Annotated in this window: 20 protein-coding genes; 11 read left to right on the top strand and 9 right to left on the bottom strand. The window is 71.7% G+C overall.

The window, feature by feature from the left end; all coding sequences use genetic code 11:
* Positions 1-61 precede the first annotated feature (61 nt).
* Positions 62-3,193: an efflux RND transporter permease subunit gene (locus DV20_RS23255; protein WP_043783635.1), complete on the top strand. Its 3,132-nt coding sequence runs from the start codon at positions 62-64 to the stop codon at positions 3,191-3,193.
* Positions 3,194-3,331: 138 nt separating this feature from the next.
* On the opposite strand, the gene DV20_RS23250 is transcribed toward DV20_RS23255, so the two are convergent.
* Positions 3,332-4,168 carry a hypothetical protein gene (locus tag DV20_RS23250; RefSeq protein ID WP_043783633.1) on the bottom strand — a complete coding sequence of 279 codons (837 nt, stop codon included), beginning with the start codon at positions 4,166-4,168 and terminating at the stop codon, positions 3,332-3,334.
* Between the two features lie 163 nt (positions 4,169-4,331).
* A complete protein-coding gene (locus tag DV20_RS23245) occupies positions 4,332-4,574 on the bottom strand; it encodes a DUF3039 domain-containing protein (protein ID WP_004561020.1) in 243 nt (80 codons plus the stop codon).
* Positions 4,575-4,642: 68 nt separating this feature from the next.
* Here DV20_RS23245 and DV20_RS23240 point away from each other — a divergent pair, with 68 nt between their 5' ends.
* The 4 genes from DV20_RS23240 to DV20_RS23225 are packed head-to-tail and all read left to right on the top strand — an operon-like array spanning position 4,643 to position 7,829.
* The gene (locus tag DV20_RS23240; protein ID WP_043783631.1) at positions 4,643-5,428 is read left to right on the top strand and encodes a sporulation protein; all 786 of its coding nucleotides are present in this window, start codon (positions 4,643-4,645) and stop codon (positions 5,426-5,428) included.
* The gene (locus tag DV20_RS23235; protein ID WP_043783629.1) at positions 5,428-6,045 is read left to right on the top strand and encodes an HD domain-containing protein; all 618 of its coding nucleotides are present in this window, start codon (positions 5,428-5,430) and stop codon (positions 6,043-6,045) included. Before DV20_RS23240 ends, DV20_RS23235 begins: the two co-directional genes overlap by 1 nt.
* A gap of 9 nt (positions 6,046-6,054) precedes the next feature.
* Positions 6,055-6,960, top strand: coding sequence for a pseudouridine-5'-phosphate glycosidase (locus tag DV20_RS23230; protein ID WP_043783626.1), 906 nt, complete (start codon positions 6,055-6,057; stop codon positions 6,958-6,960).
* Positions 6,957-7,829 (top strand): carbohydrate kinase family protein, encoded by an 873-nt coding sequence (locus DV20_RS23225; protein WP_043783623.1) that lies wholly within the window; start codon positions 6,957-6,959, stop codon positions 7,827-7,829. The genes DV20_RS23230 and DV20_RS23225 overlap by 4 nt, the downstream gene beginning before the upstream one ends.
* A 63-nt stretch (positions 7,830-7,892) precedes the next feature.
* On the opposite strand, the gene DV20_RS23220 is transcribed toward DV20_RS23225, so the two are convergent.
* Together DV20_RS23220 and DV20_RS23215 are read right to left on the bottom strand one after the other, a co-directional pair.
* Positions 7,893-8,228 (bottom strand): DUF3099 domain-containing protein, encoded by a 336-nt coding sequence (locus tag DV20_RS23220; protein ID WP_043783618.1) that lies wholly within the window; start codon positions 8,226-8,228, stop codon positions 7,893-7,895.
* A 17-nt stretch (positions 8,229-8,245) separates the two neighbouring features.
* A complete protein-coding gene (locus tag DV20_RS23215; protein ID WP_043783731.1) occupies positions 8,246-9,511 on the bottom strand; it encodes an amidohydrolase in 1,266 nt (421 codons plus the stop codon).
* Positions 9,512-9,539: 28 nt separating this feature from the next.
* Here DV20_RS23215 and DV20_RS23210 point away from each other — a divergent pair, with 28 nt between their 5' ends.
* The 4 genes from DV20_RS23210 to DV20_RS23195 all read left to right on the top strand — a co-directional run bounded on the left by DV20_RS23210 (position 9,540) and on the right by DV20_RS23195 (position 15,098).
* A complete protein-coding gene (locus DV20_RS23210; protein WP_200876482.1) occupies positions 9,540-11,042 on the top strand; it encodes a DUF7782 domain-containing protein in 1,503 nt (500 codons plus the stop codon).
* Positions 11,039-11,464, top strand: a complete 426-nt coding sequence (gene dtd, locus DV20_RS23205; RefSeq protein WP_043783612.1) for a D-aminoacyl-tRNA deacylase — start codon at positions 11,039-11,041, stop codon at positions 11,462-11,464. Before DV20_RS23210 ends, dtd begins: the two co-directional genes overlap by 4 nt.
* 288 nt (positions 11,465-11,752) lie before the next feature.
* Positions 11,753-12,781: a sigma-70 family RNA polymerase sigma factor gene (locus DV20_RS23200; protein WP_043783610.1), complete on the top strand. Its 1,029-nt coding sequence runs from the start codon at positions 11,753-11,755 to the stop codon at positions 12,779-12,781.
* Positions 12,782-13,445: 664 nt separating this feature from the next.
* Positions 13,446-15,098 (top strand): fumarate hydratase, encoded by a 1,653-nt coding sequence (locus tag DV20_RS23195; protein ID WP_043783609.1) that lies wholly within the window; start codon positions 13,446-13,448, stop codon positions 15,096-15,098.
* A 49-nt stretch (positions 15,099-15,147) separates the two neighbouring features.
* On the opposite strand, the gene DV20_RS23190 is transcribed toward DV20_RS23195, so the two are convergent.
* The 4 genes from DV20_RS23190 to DV20_RS23175 all read right to left on the bottom strand — a co-directional run bounded on the left by DV20_RS23190 (position 15,148) and on the right by DV20_RS23175 (position 17,920).
* On the bottom strand, positions 15,148-15,813 hold the full coding sequence (locus tag DV20_RS23190) for an RlpA-like double-psi beta-barrel domain-containing protein (RefSeq protein WP_043783607.1): 666 nt from the start codon (positions 15,811-15,813) through the stop codon (positions 15,148-15,150).
* Positions 15,814-16,003: 190 nt separating this feature from the next.
* Positions 16,004-16,510, bottom strand: a complete 507-nt coding sequence (locus DV20_RS23185) for a hypothetical protein (protein ID WP_235190923.1) — start codon at positions 16,508-16,510, stop codon at positions 16,004-16,006.
* Positions 16,511-16,598: 88 nt separating this feature from the next.
* Complete coding sequence (locus DV20_RS23180) at positions 16,599-17,105, bottom strand: DcrB/PsbP domain-containing protein (protein ID WP_235190922.1); 507 nt, start codon at positions 17,103-17,105, stop codon at positions 16,599-16,601.
* A 71-nt stretch (positions 17,106-17,176) separates the two neighbouring features.
* Positions 17,177-17,920, bottom strand: coding sequence for a GntR family transcriptional regulator (locus tag DV20_RS23175; RefSeq protein WP_043783604.1), 744 nt, complete (start codon positions 17,918-17,920; stop codon positions 17,177-17,179).
* A gap of 80 nt (positions 17,921-18,000) precedes the next feature.
* Here DV20_RS23175 and DV20_RS23170 point away from each other — a divergent pair, with 80 nt between their 5' ends.
* Together DV20_RS23170 and DV20_RS23165 are read left to right on the top strand one after the other, a co-directional pair.
* Positions 18,001-19,218 carry an APC family permease gene (locus DV20_RS23170; RefSeq protein WP_200876481.1) on the top strand — a complete coding sequence of 406 codons (1,218 nt, stop codon included), beginning with the start codon at positions 18,001-18,003 and terminating at the stop codon, positions 19,216-19,218.
* A gap of 125 nt (positions 19,219-19,343) precedes the next feature.
* Complete coding sequence (locus DV20_RS23165) at positions 19,344-20,150, top strand: S1 family peptidase (protein ID WP_043783601.1); 807 nt, start codon at positions 19,344-19,346, stop codon at positions 20,148-20,150.
* A gap of 354 nt (positions 20,151-20,504) precedes the next feature.
* Here the strand turns inward: DV20_RS23165 and DV20_RS23160 are convergent, their stop codons facing one another.
* A complete protein-coding gene (locus DV20_RS23160) occupies positions 20,505-21,605 on the bottom strand; it encodes an NAD(P)H-dependent flavin oxidoreductase (RefSeq protein ID WP_043783599.1) in 1,101 nt (366 codons plus the stop codon).
* Positions 21,606-21,612: the final 7 nt, after the last annotated feature.

The following is a 21,612-nucleotide window of genomic DNA, read 5'->3' as shown; positions in this document are numbered from 1 at the left end:
GCTCTCCCGGTCACTGACGCGGCACCGGTCGCCGCGTCGTTCCCGAGGGGGTTTTCACGTCATGTCCGTGCTGGCCAGACTGAGCCTGCGCAACCGGAGCCTGATCGGCCTGCTCGCGCTGGTCGTCGTCGGCTTCGGGGCCTTCGCGCTGCCGCAGCTCAAGCAGCAGCTGTTCCCGTCCCTGCAGTTCCCGCAGGCGCAGATCGTCACCTCGTACCCGGGAGCGTCCCCGGACGCGGTCGACCGGCAGGTCTCCGAGCCGCTCGAAGGCGGGCTCCAGGGGCTGAAGGGCCTCGAGCAGATCACGTCGACCTCGTCGGACGGCGTTTCGCGGGTCGTCGCGCGGTTCGAGTTCGGCACGGACATCGACGCCGCCGTCTCGCAGATCCAGCAGGTGGTGAACCAGGTCCGGTCGCGGCTGCCGCAGAACACCGAGCCCGCCGTGTCCGCGGGCAGCACCGATGACCTGCCGGTGGTCCTGGTCGCCGCGGGCACCACGGGCGACCCCCAGGCACTCGCGCCCGCGCTGACCGACCAGGTCGCGCCGGAGCTGCGGAAGATCGACGGCGTCCGCACGGTCACCGTCACCGGCGTGCAGCAGCCGCGCGTCACGATCACGCTCGACTACGCGAAACTCGCGGCGGCCGGTGTCGACCCGGCGTCGATCGCGACCACGCTGCAGACGGCGGGCGCCACGGTGCCGGCCGGGACGCTGACCGAGAACGGCAAGACGCTGTCGGTGCAGGTCGGCGGCGGACAGACCACTGTGGACACGCTGCGCGGCCTGTACCTGACCCCGGCCGCGCGGGCGGGCGCCCCGGCGCGCGGCCCGGTGAAGCTGGGTGACGTCGCCGACGTCCAGGCCGGCTTCGCGCCGCCGACGTCGATCACGCGCACCAACGGCAAGCCCAGCCTCGGCCTGTCGATCACCATGGTGGACAACGGGAACGCCGTCGCCATCTCCGACGCGGTCCGCGGCAAGCTGCCGGACCTGGCGAAGAAGACCGGCGCCGAGATGAGCGTCGTGTTCGACCAGGGCACCCCGGTGAAGGACGCGATCAGCGGCCTGACCACCGAAGGCCTGCTGGGGCTGGCCTTCGCCGTCGTCGTCATCCTGCTGTTCCTGCTGTCGGTGCGCTCGACGCTGGTGACCGCGGTGTCGATCCCGCTGTCGGTGGTCGTCGCGCTGCTGGCGCTGTGGACCGGCGACCTGTCGCTCAACCTGCTCACCCTCGGCGCGCTGACCATCGCGATCGGCCGGGTGGTCGACGACTCGATCGTCGTGCTGGAGAACATCAAACGACATCTGGCCTACGGCGAGGAAAAGGACCGCGCGGTGCTCGACGGCGTCCGCGAAGTGGCCGGCGCGGTCACCTCGTCCACGCTGACGACCGTCGCGGTGTTCCTGCCGATCGCGTTCGTCGGCGGGTTCGTCGGCGAGCTGTTCTCGCCCTTCGCGATCACGGTGACGGTGGCGCTGCTGGCGTCGCTGCTCGTCTCGCTGACCGTGGTTCCCGTGCTGGCGTACTGGTTCCTGAAGCGGCCCGAGGTCCCGGCGGACGCCGTCGAGGCCGAGCGGGCGCGCGAAGCGGCCGTCGAGAAGGAGCGCCGCAGCATCCTGCAGCGCGCGTACCTGCCGGTGATCCGGTTCGCGACGCGGCGGCGGCTCACCGTCGTGCTGCTGGCCCTGCTCATCTTCGCCGGCACGGTCGGGCTCGCGACGCGGCTCAACACCAACTTCCTCGACCAGTCCGGCGGCACCACGCTGAACATGACGCAGAAGCTGCCCGCCGGCACCAGCGTCGAGGCGAAGGAGAAGGCGGCCACGGCCGTCGAGCAGGCGCTCGCGGCCGAGCCCGCGGTGCAGACCTACCAGGTCAGCATCGGCGGCGGCGGGGCGTTCGGCTTCGGCGGCGGGACCAATACCAGCATTTCGGTCACCGTCGCCAAGGACACCGACCTCGACGCGCTGTCGGACCGCCTGCGCGCGAAGCTGACGTCGCGGCCCGAGCTGGGCGAGATCAAGATCGGCGCGGACGCGTCCGGCTTCAACTCCGACCAGGTGTCGGTGACGGTGACCGCGCCGTCGGAGGCCGCGCTGAAGCCGGCGTCCGACCAGGTGGTGCAGGCCCTGCGCGGGGTGTCCGGGCTGACCGAGGTGTCCAGCGATCTGAGCGTCGGCTCGCCGCGGGTGCAGGTCGAGGTGGACGACGCCGCGGCCGCCGCGCGCGGGCTGTCGGCCAGCACCATCGGGCAGGTCGCCAACCAGGCGATCGCCGGGCGCACGGTGACGCAGCTGCCGGTCGGCGGGCAGCGCACCGACATCGTCCTGCGCGCCGGCACGGCTCCGGTGACGGTCGACCAGGTTCGCGGGCTGCCGATCCCGGGGCCGGGCGGCGTCGTCCGGCTCGACGAGGTGGCTCGCGTGTCCACTGTGGACGGCCCGGCGTCGGTGCACCGCACCGGCGGCGACCTGAGCACCACGGTGACCGCCAAGAACACCGGGGACGACCTGAGCAAGACCACCGCGGACATCAAGTCCGCACTGGACGGCCTGACGTTCACCGGCGGGGCGGCGTACTCGCTCGGCGGGGTCAGCCAGGACCAGCAGGAGGCGTTCTCGAACCTGTTCCTGGCGCTGCTGGCGGCCATCGCGATCGTGTTCCTGATCATGGTGGCGACGTTCCGGAGCCTGATCCAGCCGCTGCTCCTGCTCGTGTCGATCCCGTTCGCGGCGACCGGCGCGATCGGGCTGCTGCTGGCCACCGGCACCGCGCTGGGCCTGCCGGCGCTGATCGGCATGCTGATGCTGGTGGGCATCGTCGTCACCAACGCGATCGTGCTGATCGACCTGATCAACCAGTACCGCGCCGAGGGGATGAGCGTCGCCGACGCCGTCACCGAAGGCGGCCGGCGCCGGTTGCGGCCGATCCTGATGACCGCGGCGGCGACGATCTTCGCGCTGGTCCCGATGGCGCTGGGCATCACCGGCCAGGGCGGGTTCATCGGCCAGCCCCTGGCGATCGTGGTGATCGGCGGCCTGGTCAGCTCGACGCTGCTGACCCTGGTCCTGGTCCCGACCCTCTACACGATGGTCGAGACCCGCAAGGAACGCCGCAAGGCCCGCCGCGACGCCCGCCGAACCCCCGCCCAGGCCCCCGAATCGGAGTCCCTCAACCCGGAACTCGCGTGAGCCAAGGGGCATCACCCGTGATCAGAGGGGCATCACGCGTGATGGGCGGGGCATCACGCCGATGCCCGCTCAATCACGGGTGATGCCTCCCGGATCACGGGTGATGCCCCGGCAGTCACGCGTGATGCCCGTTTCGGGTCACTGGCGGAAGCGGTAGGTCTTGCTGTCGAAGAGGATGCAGATGCTCGGGGACATCACGATCACGCGGAGCGTGTTGTCGCGCTCGTCGAAGTCGATGCCTTCGACCTCGAAGGAGCCCGAGCAGCCGCTGCGGAGCGGGAGCTGACCCAGCGACGTGACGTGGCCGGTGACGTCCGAACCGGACAGCGGGCCGGCCAGGTCGACCTGGAGCAGGGGCTTCGTCGTGCCGAAGAGGCTGCCGTCCGGGTCGTCGGACGCGCAGAGCAGGCGGGTCGCGGTCTGGAAGTCGCAGCCCTGGACGTCGCGGACCGGGTGATCGAGGCGGATCGCGCCGGCCAACGGCAGGTTCTGTGCGGGGTTGGTGGCCACCACGCCCGGCATGGGGTGCACCAAGAGCCGGTCCATCGTGCCCCACTCCCCCGCCACCAGCCAGCGCGCGTCGGGCGACACCGCGGCGAAGGAGTTGTTGTTCGCTTCCCACGACTCGAGGGTGTGCCGGTAGTTCGCCCACGAGCCGTCCGGGGCCTGGACGCGGAAGAGCTTCGCGCCGCGGTCGTCACGCTGGTAGGGCTCGACGTACCAGCCCTGGGCCGAGCCCGGGTCGCCGACGTGGTTCCAGCCCTGCGAGTTCAGGTCGGCCGGGATCGTGCCGATCCCGGTGTAGCGGATCGTGGTGCCCGACGAGCGCACGATCGTGGCGAGGCCCTGGCTCTCGTCGAGGGCCCTGGCGTTGTCGGATCCGACTTCCGTCCAGCCCGTGACGGCCTGGGCGAGCGCGGGTGACACCACGGCGAGCAGGGCGGCGAGGGTGAGCACGATCCCGGTTCTGCGCATGTGCGACTCCGGTGGGTGAGGGAACCTGGCCCGCTGGATTTACCAGGACCCGGACACCCGGCACACCCGCCGAATGAAGGTTTTTCACATTTGTTCGGCGATCTGTCCGATTCCGGACAGCAAGAAGTCCCGGCGGGTCCACCCGCCGGGCTTCAGGCCGGGATCACTTCCCCGGACGGAGACTGTCGTAGATCTCCTTGCAGGCCGGGCAGACCGGCGACCCGGGCTTCGGCGATTTCGTCACCGGGAAGACCTCGCCGCACAGCGCCACCACGTGAGTGCCCATGACCGCGCTCTCGGCGATCTTGTTCTTCTTCACGTAGTGGAACATCTTCGGCGAGTCGTCGTCGGTGGTGTCCGTGCCCTCGGGCGTGGTTTCCGGCTTCGTCAGCGTCTCGGTGCTCACCCGGCCATTGTGCCCGACTCCCGCCGAACCTCCCGCGATCGGCCCCTCCACCTGGCAGGATCCCGGGCATGTTCCAGAAGGTGCTCGCGACGTTCGGCTCGGGCGGGGCGAAGATCGACGCCCGCCTCCTCGACCGCACCGCCGCTCCCGGCCGTCCCCTGCACGGCGAGGTGCTGCTGCTCGGCGGCGAGGTCGACCAGGAGATCAACGGCCTCGCGGTGACGCTGCTCGCCCGCGTCCAGGTCCCCGGCGGCAGGACCGAAGACCTCCCGTTCGGCACCACTCAGCTGGTCGGGAACGAGGTCATCCGGGCCGGGCAGCAGGTCCGGGTGCCGTTCGAGGTGCCGCTGCCCTGGGAGACGCCGGTGACCAGCGTCTACGCCAAGCCGCTGCCCGGCACGGCGGTCGGCGTCCGGGCCGAGCTGGACCTGGCCGCCGCGGTCGGCGACCCGTTCGACGCCGACGCCGTCGCGATCGAGCCGCTCCCCGCGCAGAAGCGGATCCTCGACGCGCTGAGCCGCGTCGGCTTCACCTTCCGCGAGGCGGTCCTCGAGCGGGGCCGGGTCGACGGCGCCCGCCAGCAGCTGCCGTTCTTCCAGGAGATCCGCTTCACGCCTTCGCCGCGCTTCGCGAGCGTCTTCTCCCAGGTCGCGGTCACCTTCCTGACCTCGGCCGAGCGCACCGACGTCGTGCTGGAGGTCACCAAGCGGGTCCGGGTGAGCAAGACCGGCGGGTTCGGCGGCCGCGGCCAGGACTTCCTCGGGATGTTCACCATGAAGCCGGGCGTCGACTGGGAGAAGCAGCTCGAGGACTGGCTCGACCAGGTGGCGCGGCCGCGCGGGATCTTCGACTGATGGAGTGGCCCGACGCGGTCGCCGCGCTCGGCGGCACGTCCGGCGCCTGGCCGCGGCTGGAAGCCCGCTACGGCGAGCCCCACCGCCGGTACCACACGCTGGACCACGCGGCCGCCGTCGCGCGCGACTCCGCGTGGCTGGCCGAAGACCTGAGCACCACCGATCGCGCGTTGGTCGCCGTGGCGGCCTGGACGCACGACGTCGTGTACGACGCGAAGCCCGGCGAAGACGAGCGCGCCAGCGCGGCCTGGGCCCGCGAAGCGCTGGAAGGGGTGGCCGAAGCGCACATCGAGCGCGTCGAAGGCTTGGTCCTCGCCACGATCGAGCACGACGCACCGCCGGACGACCGCCTGGCCACCGCCCTGCTCGACGCCGACCTCGCCGTCCTCGGCGCGTCCGAAGAGCAGTACGCGGCGTACGCCCGCGGAGTGCGCGAGGAGTACGCGAAGTACCCCGACGACGTCTGGCGCGAAGGGCGCATCGCCGTCCTCGAACGCCTGCTGTCCCGGCCGCTCTACCGCAGCGAAGCCGCGCGGACACGCTGGGCGAGCGCCGCCGGAAAGAACCTGACCGCCGAGCTGACCCACTGGCGCCGGGCGCGGGGCGATCACCGATGATGGTTCCTCGTGACTACCGCACTCTCGCTGCACGAAGAGGTCGCCTCGGCGCTGCGTGACGGGCACCCCGTCGTCGCGCTGGAGAGCACCATCCTGTCCCACGGTCTGCCGCCGGGCCGCAACCTCGACGTCGCCCGCCGTCTCGAGGGCGTGGTCCGCGACGGCGGCGCCGTGCCGGCCACGATCGCGGTGCTCGACGGGCGGGTCGTCGTCGGCCTGTCCCCCGCCGAGCTCGAGCGCGTCTGCGCGCCGGACGCCGGCCTGGACAAGCTCTCGCTGCGCGACCTCGGTCCCGCCGTCGGCCTCGGCCGCTCGGGCGCGACGACCGTGGCGAGCACGGCCGCGCTGGCCGCCGCGGCGGGGATCGGCATGTTCGCCACCGGCGGGCTCGGCGGCGTGCACGTCGGCGCCGCGCAGTCCTGGGACGTCTCGGCGGACCTCGGCGTGCTGGCGAAGGTGCCGACCGTGGTCGTCTGCTCCGGCGTGAAGTCGGTGCTCGACATCCCGGCCACGCTCGAGGTGCTGGAGACGAATTCGGTGCCGGTGCTGGGCTACCGCACCGACGACTTCCCCGCGTTCTACCTCCGCTCGTCGGGGCACCGGGTCGGCTGGCGGGTCGACGACCCGAAGCAGGCCGCCGCCGTCATCGACGCGCACCGTGCGTACGCGGATTCCGGTGTCCTGCTGGCGAACCCGATCCCCGAAGCGTCCGAAATGGACAAAGAGCTGCACGACCGGCTGCTTGCCGAGGGCCTCGCGCTCGTCGACGAGCGGGGCGTGCACGGCGCCGACGTCACGCCGGTGCTGCTGGAGCACTTCCACACCGCCAGTGGCGGCGTGAGCATCGACGCGAACGAGGCGCTGGTGCTGAACAACGCGAAGCTGGCCACCGAGGTCGCGGTGGCGCTGGCATGACCGGGATCGTGGTGGTCGGTGACGCGGCCCTCGACGTGATCGCCCGGCACGACAAGCCGTTGCCGCACGGCGGCGACGCCCGCGCGAAGATCCGGTTCACCGGCGGCGGCGCGGGCGCGAACACGGCCCTGTGGCTGCGGTCCCTCGGTGCGGAGACGACGCTGGTCGCGCGGATCGGCGACGACCCGGGCGGCCGGCTGATCCGGGCCGAGCTGGAGGCGGCCGGCGTGCGGTGCGCGTTCGCCGTCGACCCCGAGGCGCCGACCTGCTGCGTCGTGGTCATGGTCGACGGGTCCGGGCAGCGCAGCATGCTGGCCGACCGCGGCGCGAACCAGCGGTTCGCGCCCGAGGACGTCACCCCCGAGGCGCTCGCCGGGGCGAGCCACCTGCACCTGTCCGGCTACGTGCTGCTCGACCCGCCGTCGCGGGCAGCCGGCCTCGCCGCGCTGGCGGCCGCTCGCGAGGCGGGGCTGACCACGTCGGTCGACCCGCAGGCCGCCGCGCACATCACCGACCCGGCGGCGTTCCTGGCCGACGTCCGCGGGGTCGACCTGCTGATGCCGAACACCGAAGAACTGGTCGCGCTGACCGGTTCGGCGGACCCGGCGTCGGCGAAGGACCTGCTCGGCACGGTCGGCGCGGTGGTGGTCACCGCCGGGCTCGAGGGCGCCAGCTGGGTCGGCGCGGACGGCGTCACGAGCGTGCCGGCGGTCGAGGCCGACTGCATCGACTCGACCGGCGCGGGCGACGCCTTCGACGCGGGCGTCCTCACCGGCTGGCTGGCCGGCCAGTCCACAGTGGACGCCCTCCGGCACGGAACGCGCCTGGGCGCGCTGGCCGTCGGCAAGGTGGGCCCCCAGCCGACCTGAGGCGGCACTTTCACGTGAAAGTGCCCACCTGGAGGCGCCACTTTCACGTGAAAGTGGCGCCTTTCAGCCGTCGATGACGCGGTGGGTGGTGCTTTCGATCGCCGTCGCCTCGCGCTGGTAGGTGTTCACCTTCTCGGACTTGCGGGGCGGCCGGTCGTTGGCGATCAGCACCGCGATCCACGGCAGCGGCACCGAGATCGCCAGGAACCCCAGCGCCAGCCACCACGTGTGGTAGGTCAGCCCGGCGAGGATGAGGCACGGGATGCGGCAGGCCATCATGATGACGTACTTGCGCTTGCGTGCCGCTAACTGCTCTTCGTACGACGGGGCCGCCCCGGTGATCAGCACCGGGTCCGAATCCTTGGCGGGCGTGGTCACTGCACCACCTCCGCCGTCCATCGTCCCACCTGCGCGGTTCATCCGACACCGGGGTGACGCATCTTGCTCAACGCGGCGACGACGAGGGTTTCGATGCCGGTGCGCAGGGTCGGGTGCAGCACCGGGGCGAACCGCGGCGAATGGTTGGACGGGATGTCGCGCTCGAACCGGCCCTCGGTGATCGCCGAGATGACCGTCGGCGGGTCGAAGCCGCCGACCAGCCAGAACACCGACGGCACGCCCGCCGCGCGGCCGAACTCGCTGAAGTCCTCACTGCCGGTGATCAGCGGGGCCGGCATCACCACGTCGGCTCCGAAGCGCTCGCGGAAGACTTCGGTGAGCGCCTCGTTGGCGGCCTCGTCGTTCTCGGTGACCGGGTAGGCGCCGGACCGCTCGATCACCGGCGGCTTCGGCGCGCCGGCGGTGGCGGCCTCGCCGTGGACGATCCGCTCGACCGCGGCCAGCACCCGCTCGCGCACGGCCTGGTCGAACGACCGGACGTTGACCTCCATGACGGCGTCGTCCGCGATCACGTTGGCCGCGGTGCCCACGTGCAGCGAACCGACGGTGACCACGGCCGAGTCGGTGGCGGCGATCTCGCGCGAGACGACGGTCTGCAGCTTGAGCACCACGGACGCGGCCAGCACGGCCGGGTCGACGGTGGTCTCCGGGCGCGAACCGTGCCCGCCGCGGCCGTGCAGGGTGACGCGCAGCGTGTCGGTGGCGGCCATGATCACGCCGGGCCGGGTGAGCACCCAGCCTGCCGGGCCGGGCACCAAGTGCTGGCCGAAGACGAAGTCGGGCTTGCCCGCGACGTCGAACAGGCCGTCGCGCACCATCGCCGCGGCGCCGCCCGCGCCCTCTTCCCCCGGCTGGAACACCACCAGCAGCGTGCCGGACCACGTGTCGCGGCCCTTCGCGAGCAGCGCGGCGGCGCCGGAGAGCCAGGTGGCGTGCATGTCGTGCCCGCAGGCGTGCATGACCGGGACGTCGGTGCCGTGCTCGTCGGTGGCGCGGGCGGTGCTGGCGTAGGACAGCCCGGTCTTCTCCTCGACCGGCAGGGCGTCGATGTCGGCCCGCAGCAGCACCGCCGGTCCCTCGCCGTTGCGCAGCACGCCGAGGACGCCGGTGCCGGCGATGCCGGTGTGCACCTCGTAGCCGTCGCCCTCGAGCCGCCGGGCCAGTTCCGCCGCCGTCCGCGTCTCGGCGAAGGACAGCTCCGGGTGCCGGTGGAGGTCGATGTACAGCGCTTCCAGTTCGGGCAGCGCCGCGTCGAGCGGGGCGAGGACGCGTTCGAGGGTCACGGGGGCCATCGTGGCAGCATTACCCACCGTGAGCACGCGAGAGGCATTGCCCGACCTGTCCGACGACGTCTGCGCGCGGCTGCGCGAGGCCTTCCGGCGCACCTCCTACGACGCCGACGGCGTGGTGGCGGCCCTCGGCGGGGCCGCGCACGCCGCGCTGGGCCGCGGCGAGCCGGTGCCGGCGGAGCGCGCGAGCCGGGACGCGGGCGACCTCGGCACGCTGATCCGGCTGTTCCTGCTGGGCGGCACCGAGCCGGAGACGGCCGTGAAGGCCGCCCTCGCGCCGCTTTCCCCCGAAGAAGCCGTGGCCGCGGGCGTGCTGGCTTCGGCGCGCGAGGGCTACCGCGCCGCCCTCGACATCCGGCCCCACGGCGACGAAGAGGGCTCCTGGTGGGTCGTCTCCGACCTGGACGCCGACCTGCTGGGCCACACCGTGCCCGAAGACCACGTGCTCGGCGTCGGCCACGCGTCGCTGTCGCTGATCCGCGCCACCAGCCGCCGTCCGGTCGGCACCCTGCTCGACCTGGGCACCGGCAACGGGGTGCAGGCGCTGCACGCGAGCAGGCACGCGCGGCGCGTCACCGCGACCGACGTCTCCGCGCGGGCGCTCGCCTTGGCCGCGGCGACCTTCCGGCTGAACGAGCTGGCCGTCGAGCTCGTCCGCGGCGAGTGGTTCGCGCCGGTCGCGCGGCGGAAGTTCGACCAGGTCGTGTGCAACCCGCCGTTCGTGGTCGGCCCGGCGCGGGTCGACTACACGTACCGGGATTCCGGGCTGGCCGGCGACGACGCGAGCGCGCTGGTCGTGCGCCAGCTGCCGGGCTTCCTCAACGACGGCGGCACCGGCCACCTGCTCGCGTCCTGGCTGCACACCTCCCGCGAGGACTGGGCCGATCGGGTGAGCCGCTGGCTGCCCGCCGAGACCGACGCCTGGTTCGTCCAGCGCGACGTCGCCGATCCGGCGCTGTACGTCGGCACCTGGCTGCGGGACGCGGGGCTGGACCCGCGCTCGCCCGAGGGCCGGGCGAAGGCGGCCGCGTGGCTCGACTGGTTCGCCGCGAACGACGTCCAGGGCGTGGGATTCGGGTTCGTCACGCTGCGGCGGGCGTCCGGGCGGACACCGACCGTCGTGTGCGAAGACCTGCGGCAGGCCTACGACGACCCGCTGGGGCCGGAAGCGGCGGGCTGGCTGGACCGGGTGGAATGGTTGCGCGAATCCGGTGATTCATTGCTCGATGTCCGATTTGTGGTGCCGGACACGGTGCTGCTCGAAAGCGTCGACGAACCCGGGGACGAAGGCTGGGAGACGACCATCCGGCGGCTGCACCGCACCGACGGGCCCGGCTGGCAGCACGAAGTCGACGAACTGGCGACCCGGCTGCTGGCGGGCTGCCGCGGCGCGCTGCCGCTGGCGGACCTGATCGAGCTGCTGGCGGCCGCGCAGGGCCTGTCGCCGGAGGAACTGGCGGCCGCCGCGCTGCCCGTCGTCCGGGAGCTGGTGCGGCACGGAATGCTCGTTCCGGCGGGCCGGTGAGGGCGGTCGCGGCCCGCGTCACGCGGGCGGACGTCACCGTCGACGGTGCGGTCGTCGGCGCGATCGACGAGCCGGGTTTGCTGGTATTGCTGGGAATTCACGTCGACGACGACATCGCGAAGGCCGCCACGATGGCGCGCAAACTGCACGAACTGCGGGTGCTGCGCGACGAGGAATCATGCGCCACGGCGAATGCGCCGCTGCTCGTGGTGAGCCAGTTCACGCTCTACGGCGACACGAAGAAAGGGCGCCGGCCGTCGTGGACGCAGGCCGCCCGGCCGGAGGTCGCCGAGCCGTTGGTGGACGCCGTCGTGGCCGAGCTGCGCGGCCGCGGCGCCACCGTGGCGACCGGACGATTCGGCGCCATGATGGCGGTCTCGAGCGTCAACGACGGTCCATTCACGGTTCTGGTAGAGGTCTAAACCATTGAGATCCGGTTCGATTTCTGACCGGATTCATAGGGAATTCTCAGGTTCCCCGGTCACGGAACGTTCTCAGCAAAAGCTCAGCATTGGTTGAGCAACCGGATCGCTCCGGCATCCGTCTTCTCCTGTGACGAGCCGGGAACGTTTTGGGAACCCGGAGCGTTGTGCCAGATGTCCAGCCAAGCCGGCCGGACCGGCGTACCGGGATCCACAGGCCCCGGTTCGCGGGTACGCACCCGGTGGACGACCGCAGCAGCACGTTCAGCCCGTGACCGGGGAGGCAGAATGTCAGTCCAGACTCTCGAACGCGAGTCGCGCGGGATTCGCGAGCGCATCCCGGCTCAGACGACCGAGGAGCCGCTGAGCGTGGGGACGCTCACCGACGCCGACCTCGACGCCCAGAGCCCCGCCGCCGACCTCGTCCGCGTCTACCTCAACGGCATCGGCAAGACGGCCCTGCTGTCGGCGGCCGACGAGGTCGAGCTGGCCAAGCGCATCGAAGCCGGCGTGTTCGCCCAGCACATGCTGGACACCGCCGAGGAGCTCACGGCCAAGCGCCGCACCGAGCTGGCCGCGCTGGTCCGCGACGGCCACGTGGCCAAGAACCACCTGCTGGAGGCCAACCTCCGCCTGGTGGTCTCGCTGGCCAAGCGCTACACCGGCCGGGGGATGCCGCTGCTCGACCTGATCCAGGAGGGGAACCTGGGTCTGATCCGCGCGGTGGAGAAGTTCGACTACTCCAAGGGGTTCAAGTTCTCGACCTACGCCACCTGGTGGATCCGGCAGGCGATCACCCGGGGCATGGCCGACCAGGGCCGCACCATCCGGCTGCCGGTCCACCTGGTGGAACAGGTGAACAAGCTGGCCCGCATCAAGCGCGACCTGCACCAGCAGCTCGGCCGCGACGCGACGCACGAGGAGCTGGCCGCCGAGTCGGGCATCCCCGCGCACAAGATCTCGGACCTGCTCGACCACTCGCGTGACCCGGTAAGCCTGGACATGCCGGTCGGTACGGAGGAGGACGCCCCGCTGGGCGACTTCATCGAGGACTCCGAGGCGACGGACGCGGAGAGCGCCGTGATCTCGGGTCTGCTCCAGGACGACCTGCGCCGGGTGCTGGCCACGCTGGACGACCGCGAGCAGCACGTGATCCGCCTGCGCTACGGCCTCGACGACGGCCAGCCGCGCACGCTCGACCAGATCGGCAAGCACTTCGGGCTGTCCCGCGAGCGCGTCCGCCAGATCGAGCGCGAGGTCATGTCGAAGCTGCGCCAGGGCGAGCGCGCGGACCGGCTGCGCGCCTACGCCAGCTGATCGGTTTCTGGTTCCCGGCCGAGGGCGGGTGCACATCGTGCACCCGCCCTCGGCCGTTTTCGCACCGCGCTGACCAGGTGCTCGGCGGGGCGTGAAAATTTTCCACGAAAGCCGGGTTTCGTCGTTCACAGGCCTGGGTAGCAACCCTCCGCCAGCACCCGTTCGGCGGCGTTGACTTATGACGTGCGTCACGCCAGCCTCGTGGAGACGGCCACGGAACGACCAGTGCCGGCGCAGGCCTCGCGACCGGGTGTGCACGCATCCGGGAGCTTTCCCCGGGAGGTCGGGTCCGTCGGGGTGGACCCGGCCTCCCGACCAGCTTCCGCGGCACACCCGGCCCACCGGCCGCCGTCCCGATACGTGAGGCGACCTCGTTCCGGCGCGCGAGCGACCCTTCCGGTTCGCTGCTCGCGCACCGGGACCGGGGCGGCTGGCGTTGCGTTGTCCACAACTCGGCCGAGGTGGGGACAACCAGGCCTTGAGCGCGCTTTTCCCGGCTTTTCGTCAGGCGCGCCCGATACGCTGGACAAGGGCACGCCCCCCTGGGAGGGCGGGGGAGTTTTCGGGGGCGTGGGGTGGCCCACAGTGACCGCATGCCTCTTCGGCGTTGCCGCCGCCGCTGCGTAGGGTGGACCGATCCCGGAGCTGGCAAAGGAGCCTGGCAGTGCCGTCCACCACGTTTCAGCACACCGAAGTCCTCCCGCTGGGCAAGGACACCACCACCGAATACCGGTTGGTCACCGACGAGGGCGTCGAAACCGTCGAAGCCGCCGGGCGGACCTTTCTGAAGATCGCCCCCGAGGCGCTCACCACGCTCGCCCGCACCGCCATCACCGACATCCAGCACCTGTTGCGCACGTCACACCTGCGGCAGCTGCGGGCCATCGTCGACGATCCCGAAGCCAGCGGCAACGACCGGTTCGTCGCCATGGACCTGCTGCGCAACGCCGCCATCTCGGCCGGGGGCGTGCTGCCCATGTGCCAGGACACCGGGACCGCCATCGTCATCGGCAAGCGCGGCGAAGGCGTCCTCACCGGCGGGGACGACGAACGCGCCCTTTCGCAGGGCATCTACGACGCCTACCAGCAGCTGAACCTGCGGTATTCGCAGATGGCTCCCCTCACCTTCTGGGACGAGCGCAACACCGGCACCAACCTGCCCGCGCAGATCGAGCTCTACCACAAGGAGGGGGACCCGACCTACGAGTTCCTCTTCATGGCCAAGGGCGGCGGCAGCGCCAACAAGACGTTCCTCTACCAGGAGACCAAGGCCGTCCTGAACCCGAAGCGGCTCGCGCGGTTCCTCGACGAGAAGCTGCGCAGCCTCGGCACCGCCGCCTGCCCGCCCTACCACCTCGCCGTCGTCGTCGGCGGGATGTCCGCGGAGTTCAACCTCAAGGTCGCGAAGCTCGCCTCCGCGCGCTACCTCGACAACCTGCCGCAGGAAGGCTCCGAACTCGGGCACGCCTTCCGCGACCCGGACCTCGAGCAGCAGGTCCTCGAAATGACCCGGCAGTTCGGCATCGGCGCGCAGTTCGGCGGGAAGTACTTCTGCCACGACGTCCGCGTCATCCGGCTCCCCCGCCACGGCGCCAGCTGCCCCGTCGGCATCGCCGTCTCCTGCTCCGCCGACCGGCAGGCCAAGGCCAAGATCACCGCCGACGGCGTCTTCATCGAACAGCTCGAGCGCGACCCGGCCCGCTTCCTGCCCGACGTCACCGAGGAAGACCTTTCCGACGACGTCGTCGCCGTCGACCTCAACCGGCCGATGGCCGAGATCCGCGCCCAGCTCTCGCAGCTGCCGGTCAAGACGCGGCTTTCGCTCACCGGGCCGCTGGTCGTCGCGCGGGACATCGCGCACGCCAAGATCGCCGAGCGGCTCGACGCCGGCGAGGGGATGCCGGACTACCTCAAGAACCACCCGGTCTACTACGCCGGCCCGGCGAAGACGCCCGAAGGTTACGCGTCCGGCTCGTTCGGCCCGACGACGGCCGGGCGGATGGACTCCTACGTCGAGCAGTTCCAGGCCGCCGGCGGCTCGCTCGTCATGCTGGCCAAGGGAAACCGCTCGAAGCAGGTGACGACCGCGTGCCAGGCGCACGGCGGGTTCTACCTCGGCTCCATCGGCGGCCCGGCGGCGCGGCTCGCGCAGGACTGCATCAAGAAGGTCGACGTCCTCGAGTACGCCGAGCTCGGCATGGAAGCCGTCTGGAAGATCGAGGTCGAGGACTTCCCCGCCTTCATCGTCATCGACGACAAGGGCAACGACTTCTTCGCCAGCACCGGTGATCCGGTGCTGCAGATCAGTTTCCGTTAGTCCACAGAGGAAAGGGGACACCGGCCCGCCGCCGGTGTCCCCTCCTCCCTCAGCCGACGCGCTCGATCCGCGCGCGCCGGATGAGGAACTTGCCGGGCTCCCGGACCTGTTCGAAGGCCGCGTTGTTGAGCAGCGTGCAGCTGCCCGACACCGACGTCACTTCCACCGTCGTGGACTTCGAGTTGTCCAGGTTGGTCACCTTCAGCTTCGTCCCGGCCGGGAACTGGTTGCTCGACGCGGCCGGCGCGCCGCCTTCGCCCGAGAGCGTCACGGTGGAACCGGCGCAGACGACTTCACCCGCCGCGCCACCGGCGGCCGGTTGCTCCTGCTTCTTCTGCTGGCCGGGCGCCTGCGCCTTGCCCGGCGCGTTGCCGGAATTGCCCGGCGCCGCGGCCGCCTGGCCGTTGCCCGCCGCCACGTTCGCCGTGCAGCCCGCCACTTGCCGCCGCTGCTGGATCAGGTCCACCACGGCCTGCCGGTTGGCGATCCGCGCGGCCGACTGCGCGTCCGGGTTCGCCTGCTGGCCCGCGATGAAGGTCAGGTTGTTCTGCAGGGCGGTGTCGAGTCCCCCGCAATTCTCCTTGGGCGCTTCGGCCGCGTTGCCCGCGGGACTGCTCAGCGCGATGGCGGTCGCGGTGATCCCGGCGACGCCCAGCAACGCGGCCAGTCCGACGGTCGCCTGTTTGCGGTGCCGGCCACTGCTCAACCGGGGCATGGGCCCCTCCTCTCTGATCGCCACCTCACCCCGGGACACGGCCCGGTCACGGCGGCGGTTCAGCGGGAGCCCCGACAATTTTCGACAGCTTCGACAAAGCGGACCACGCGCAGGCCGTGGTCCGGACCGCGGCACTTTCACGTGAAAGTGCCGCCCGCAGGTGGGCACTTTCACGTGAAAGTGCCCGCCTTTACTTCGGCGGCGTGGTCTTCAGCACCACCGTGCGCTGGTCGAGCGGGGCGGCCAGCGCGACCGAGATCACCGGGTAGCGGATGTCCATCGTGCACATCTGGTTCGTCTGGGCCTTCGTCTCGCTCAGGTTGACGACGACGCGGTCGCCCGCCTGCTCGGCCGCCTCGCCGAGCGCGTGACCGCAGCCGCCTTCCTGGGCGCGGATGTTGAGGACGGTGCCGCCGTTGGCCGTCCACACCTCGCGCGGGAACCCGGCGGGCAGCGCGGTCGCGTCGATCCGGTCCGCCGGAACCGGCGTGCTGCCCTCGGGCACGGTCAGCCGGGGTTTGCCCGGCGGGTTCGCCCCGGGCGGCGTCGATTCGGTCGGCGACGGAGACGCCGGTGCGGGGACCGACACGCTGCCGGTCGAACCCGCGGGCTGGTTGGTGGCCATGTCGTGGCCGGCGCAGGCCGTCACCATCAGCAGGAGCGCGCCCGTCCCGACCACCTTCGCTGAGTACCTCATGGTGTCAGGACGGAACGGGGACGCCCGTGGGTTGCACCCGGAGATGTTCCCGGGCACCCCGGGGCGGCCCTCCCAGCGTCGGTGGTGCTCAGCCCTGGCGGAGGACGACCGTGCGTGTCCCGAGCGGCGCCGCGAGGGCGAGCGGGATCTTGATCTCCCGGAGGTAGTCCGGGCACATCTGGCCCTTGGGGGCCGGCAGCACGGTGATCAGCACGACCACCTGCTGCGCGGTCTGCTCGCCGACGCGGGCCGAGATGCGGCGGCAGCCGCCCTCCTCGGCCTGCAGGAGCAGGGTTCGCCCGTCGAGGCCGCGGGTGAGGCTGCGCGGGTAGCCCTCGGGCAGCGCGCGGGCGTTGACCTGCGTTTCGGCGACGACGTCGTCACCCGGCGCGATGCCCTGCGTCGGCCGTCCGACCGTCTGCGACGGAGGCGGGCCGAGCGTGGGCGTGACGGTTCCCGGTGCGCTCGCCGACGTCGTGGTCGCCGAGGGCCCCGGACCGGTGCCCGCCGGAGCACCCGCGCCGGAGTTCGCCGCACAGGCCGTCGCCATGACGAGCAGCAGGCCCGCACCCAGCAGTTTCACCGTGGTACGCATACCTGCCAGACGGAGCGGACCGGCCCCGGGTTGCATCGGCGAACCGGAAACCGCGCGGACCGTGACCGCCGTCAGCCGCCGAGGCGGGTGGTGAAGCTGAGCCGGTCCCCGCGGTACAGCGACCGCACCCGCTCGAACGGCACTCCGTCCGGGCCCCACGAGATCCGGTGCGTCAGCAGCATCGGCAGCGCCGGGTTCGTCCCGATCAGCAGCGCCTCGCGCGGCGTGGCCAGCACCGTCTCGACCCGCTCCTCCGCCCCGGCGGGCTCCACGCCGAGCTGCTCGTTCAACGGCTGCTCCGGGACGAACACCTCGAGCAGGTCCGGGCACCGCGACGCCAGGAGATATGTCGACTCGAGCCCGACGCGCTCGTCGCCGGCCAGCAGGACGCGCTCGAGGTGGAACACCTCGGCGTCCGACGTCACCCGCAGGTCGGCCGCCAGCGCGCGTCCGGCCGGGCGCCGCTCCAGGGTGATCGCGGTGCGGCCGGGGCGGATGCCCGGCCGCCGCCCCGTCGGGGCCAGGGGCTGGACGAGCTTCGGGCCGGCGATGTACGTGCCGCTCCCCTGGCGGCGGCTGAGCCTGCCCTCGAGAACCAGTTCCGCGACCGCTTGCCGTACGGTCGCCCTCGACACTTCGAACCGTTCGCACAATTCCCGTTCCGTGGGCAGCACCGCGCCCTCGCCGAGTTCCGCGATCACCGCCAGCAGTTCGACCTTGACCGCGTAGTAACGCGGGACGCGGCCGTGTTCGGGAATCCCGTCGAGGACGGGGCCGTCGGCGGACAGGCGGAAAAGGCGCGAAGGGGCGGGCACGGAACCGACCCTATTCGGTTTGCCGTGCGCCGTGGTTCGCTGTGGCACGCAACACGGCCGTTACCTGGAGGATCACCCGGATGCCCCCGACTTCCCTCACCCGCAGGCTCGGCCTCGCCGACGCCGTCTTCCTGGGCCTGGGCTCGATGATCGGGGCGGGCGTTTTCGCCGCGTTCGCCCCGGCGGCCCGCGCCGCGGGAGCCGGATTGCTCATCGCCTTGGTCCTGGCGGCCGTGGTCGCCTACTGCAATGCGACGTCTTCGGCGCGACTGGCCGCGATTTATCCGCAATCCGGGGGTACTTACGTATACGGCCGGGAAAGGCTCGGTGAATTCTGGGGATACCTGGCCGGGTGGGGATTCGTCACCGGGAAGACGGCCAGCTGCGCCGCGATGACGCTGACCGTCGTCGCCTACGCCGCGCCCGGGCTCGGACAGCCGTGGCGGAGCCTCCTCGCCGTCGCGGTGGTCGCCGCGCTCACCGCCGTCAACTACTTCGGCGTGCACCGGTCGGCGCTCGCCACCCGGGTGATCGTGTCGTGCACCCTGCTCGTGCTCCTGGTCTCGGGCGTGGCGATGGCCGCCGGGCCCGCCGGCGGCGGCCCGCTCGTCGCCTGGCCGGGTGGCGGGGGCGTGCTCGAAGCGGCCGGGCTGCTCTTCTTCGCCTTCGCCGGGTACGCGCGGCTCGCCACGCTCGGCGAGGAGGTCCGCGACCCGGCCCGCACCATCCCCCGCGCCATCCCGCTCGCCCTCGGCATCACGCTCGTGGTCTACGCCGCGCTGGCGGTGCTGCTGCTCGTCCGGCTCGGCCCGGCCGCGCTCGCCGCGAGCCCGGACCCGATCGCCGCGGCCGTCCCGGGGTGGCTCGCCCCGGTCGTCCGGGTCGGCGCCGCCGTCGCCGCCCTCGGCTCGCTGCTCGCGCTCATCCTCGGCGTCTCGCGCACGACGCTGGCGATGAGCCGGGACGGCCACCTCCCTCGCTTCCTCGCCGCCGTGCACCCGCGCTACCAGGTGCCGCACCGGGCCGAGCTCGCCGTCGGGGTCGTCGTCGCCGTGCTCGCCGCGTCGATCGACCTGCGCGCCGCGATCGGCTTCTCGTCCTTCGCCGTCCTGACGTACTACGCCGTCGCCAACGCCGCGGCGTTCACGCTGAGCGGGAAGGCGCGGCCGATCGCCGTGCTCGGGCTGGCCGGGTGCGTGGTGCTGGCCTTCAGCCTGCCGCTGCCGTCGGTGCTCGCCGGCTGCGGCGCGCTGTTGCTGGGCGGTCTGGCCTACGGCGTTCGTCGGATCCGGCGGTGAGAAATCACCCAACCGCCCGAAAGATCCGAAGAAAGTTGGTTGTCCCGCTCTGTGAACACCTGGTGTAGTCATGGGGCCGCTCTCGAGCTCCACTTCCACTGTGGACACTGGAAGGACTGATCCCCTTGGCTCCCAAGCGCTGGTTCACCCTGCTGAGAAACGCCACCACCGCACTCGCCGCGGTCGCCGCGGCGGCTTCGTTCGCCACCCCCGCGATCGCCACCGCGGCCCAGCCGCCCGCCACCGACGTCGTCGGCGGAACCCGGGCGGCCCAGGGCGAATTCCCGTTCATGGTCCGGCTTTCGATGGGCTGCGGCGGGGCGTTGTACACCAAGCAGATCGTGCTGACCGCGGCGCACTGCGTCAGCCGGACCGGGAGCAACACCTCGATCACCGCGACCGTCGGCGTGGTCGACCTGCAGAGCTCCAGCGCGCAGAAGATCCGCTCGACCTACGTCTACCGGTCCCCGACGTACGGCACCTCGACCGGCGGCGACTGGGCGCTGATCAAGCTCGCCAGCCCGGTGAGCGGCCTGTCCACCCTGCCGATCGCGACGACCACGGCGTACAACTCGGGCACGTTCACCGTGGCCGGCTGGGGCGCGGCGACCGAAGGCGGCTCCCAGCAGCGGTACCTGCTCAAGGCGACGGTCCCGTTCGTCGACGACGCCACCTGCGCCGCCCAGGGCGGCAGCTACCCCGACCTGATCCCGAGCGCCGAGATCTGCGCGGGCAACCTCGCCTCCGGCGGTGTCGACACCTGCCAGGGCGACTCCGGTGGCCCGATGTTCCGCCGGGACAACAACAGTGCCTGGATCCAGGTCGGCATCGTCAGCTGGGGTGACGGCTGCGCCCGGCCGCACGCGCCCGGCGTCTACACCGAGGTGAGCACGTTCGCGTCGAAGATCGCCGCGGCGGCCGCCGGCTTGTAGCGCTCCCTGCCGGATCACCACCGACATCGATCCCGCGTGACGTGTTCCGTCACGCGGGATCGACTCGTTCACGCCTCGAGCCCAACCCGCCGGCGCGCGGAACGGCGCTTCAAGCCTGCCTGAAACGGCTTGCCGAGATCTTGGCTCCCCTTCTAGGTTCATTGATGTCCGGCGCATCACGAAATCGACGACTCGTTTCATCGGAACGATTTCGACCCGCCGGAACGCGCATCAAGCCGAACACACCGGCCTGGTACACCGGCCTCTGCTGATCCTCCCCCGGCAGCCGGTGCCCACATGCCATGAGGGTCGCCTGCACGGACATCGCGTCCGTGAAGGCGACCCTCATGGTTTTCAGCGGGTCTTGTCCAACCGGGAAAGCGCTTCTTCGTAGCCGGAGACGAGCTCCGCGACGACGTCGGCGACCGGCCGGACCGCGTTCATCCGGCCGACGATCTGCCCGACCGGCATCGACACCACGCTCGGGTCGCTCGCCGCGTGGATGCGGTTGTGGGCGTGGGAAACCAGCAGGTTCTGCAGCGGCATCGGCAGCGGCTCGGGCGCGTCCGGCGCCGCCCACGCCTCGGTCCAGCGGGTCTTGAGCAACCGGGCCGGCTTGCCCGTGTAGATCCGGGTCCGCACCGTGTCCGACGACGAAGCCGCGACCAGGGCCTGCTGCATCGCGACCGATTCGCCCATCGTCTGCAGGTACTCCTCGGTCGCCAGCCACATCGAGCCCATCCAGACGCCGGACGCGCCGAGCGCGAGCGCCGCGGCCACCTGGCGGCCGGAGCCGATCCCGCCCGCGGCGAGCACCGGCACGTCGACGGCGTCGACGATCTCCGGCACCAGCACCATGGACGCGATTTCGCCGGTGTGCCCGCCGGCTTCGTAGCCTTGCGCCACCACGAAGTCGACGCCGGTCTCGACGTGCCGCACCGCGTGTTCGGCCTTCCCGGCGAGCGCCGCGACCGGGACACCCTTGTCGTGGCACTGGCCGATGACGTCCGGCGGCGGCGAGCCGAGCGCGTTGGCGATCAGCTTGATCGGGTGGTTCAGCGCGACCTCGACGTGCGACCGGGCCACCGAGTGCAGCCAGCCGAGCACCCCCGCGCGCTCGTCGGTGTCGTCCGGCAGGGGCGGCACCGACAGCTCCTTCAGCACGCGGTCGACGAACGCGCGGTGACCGTCCGGGATGAGCTTCGCCAGGTCGACCTGCGTGCCCTCGGCGGGCACCTTGGCCGGCATGACGATGTCGACGCCGTACGGTTTCCCGCCGGTGTTCTCGTCCATCCAGGTGAGCACCCGGTCGAGCTCGGCGGCGTCGTTGAACCGGACGCAGCCGAGCACGCCGAGCCCGCCGGCGCGGCTGAGGGCCGCGGCGACGTGCTCCGACGGGGTGAACCCGATGATCGGCAGGTCGATGCCGAGCCGGTCGCACAGGGGTGTCCGCACTCTCTCG

This window comes from Amycolatopsis rifamycinica, from assembly GCF_000695625.1.
Classification (GTDB): domain Bacteria; phylum Actinomycetota; class Actinomycetes; order Mycobacteriales; family Pseudonocardiaceae; genus Amycolatopsis; species Amycolatopsis rifamycinica.
Note: the sequence above shows the minus strand (reverse complement) of the source record. Positions and strands in the feature narration are given on the sequence as shown.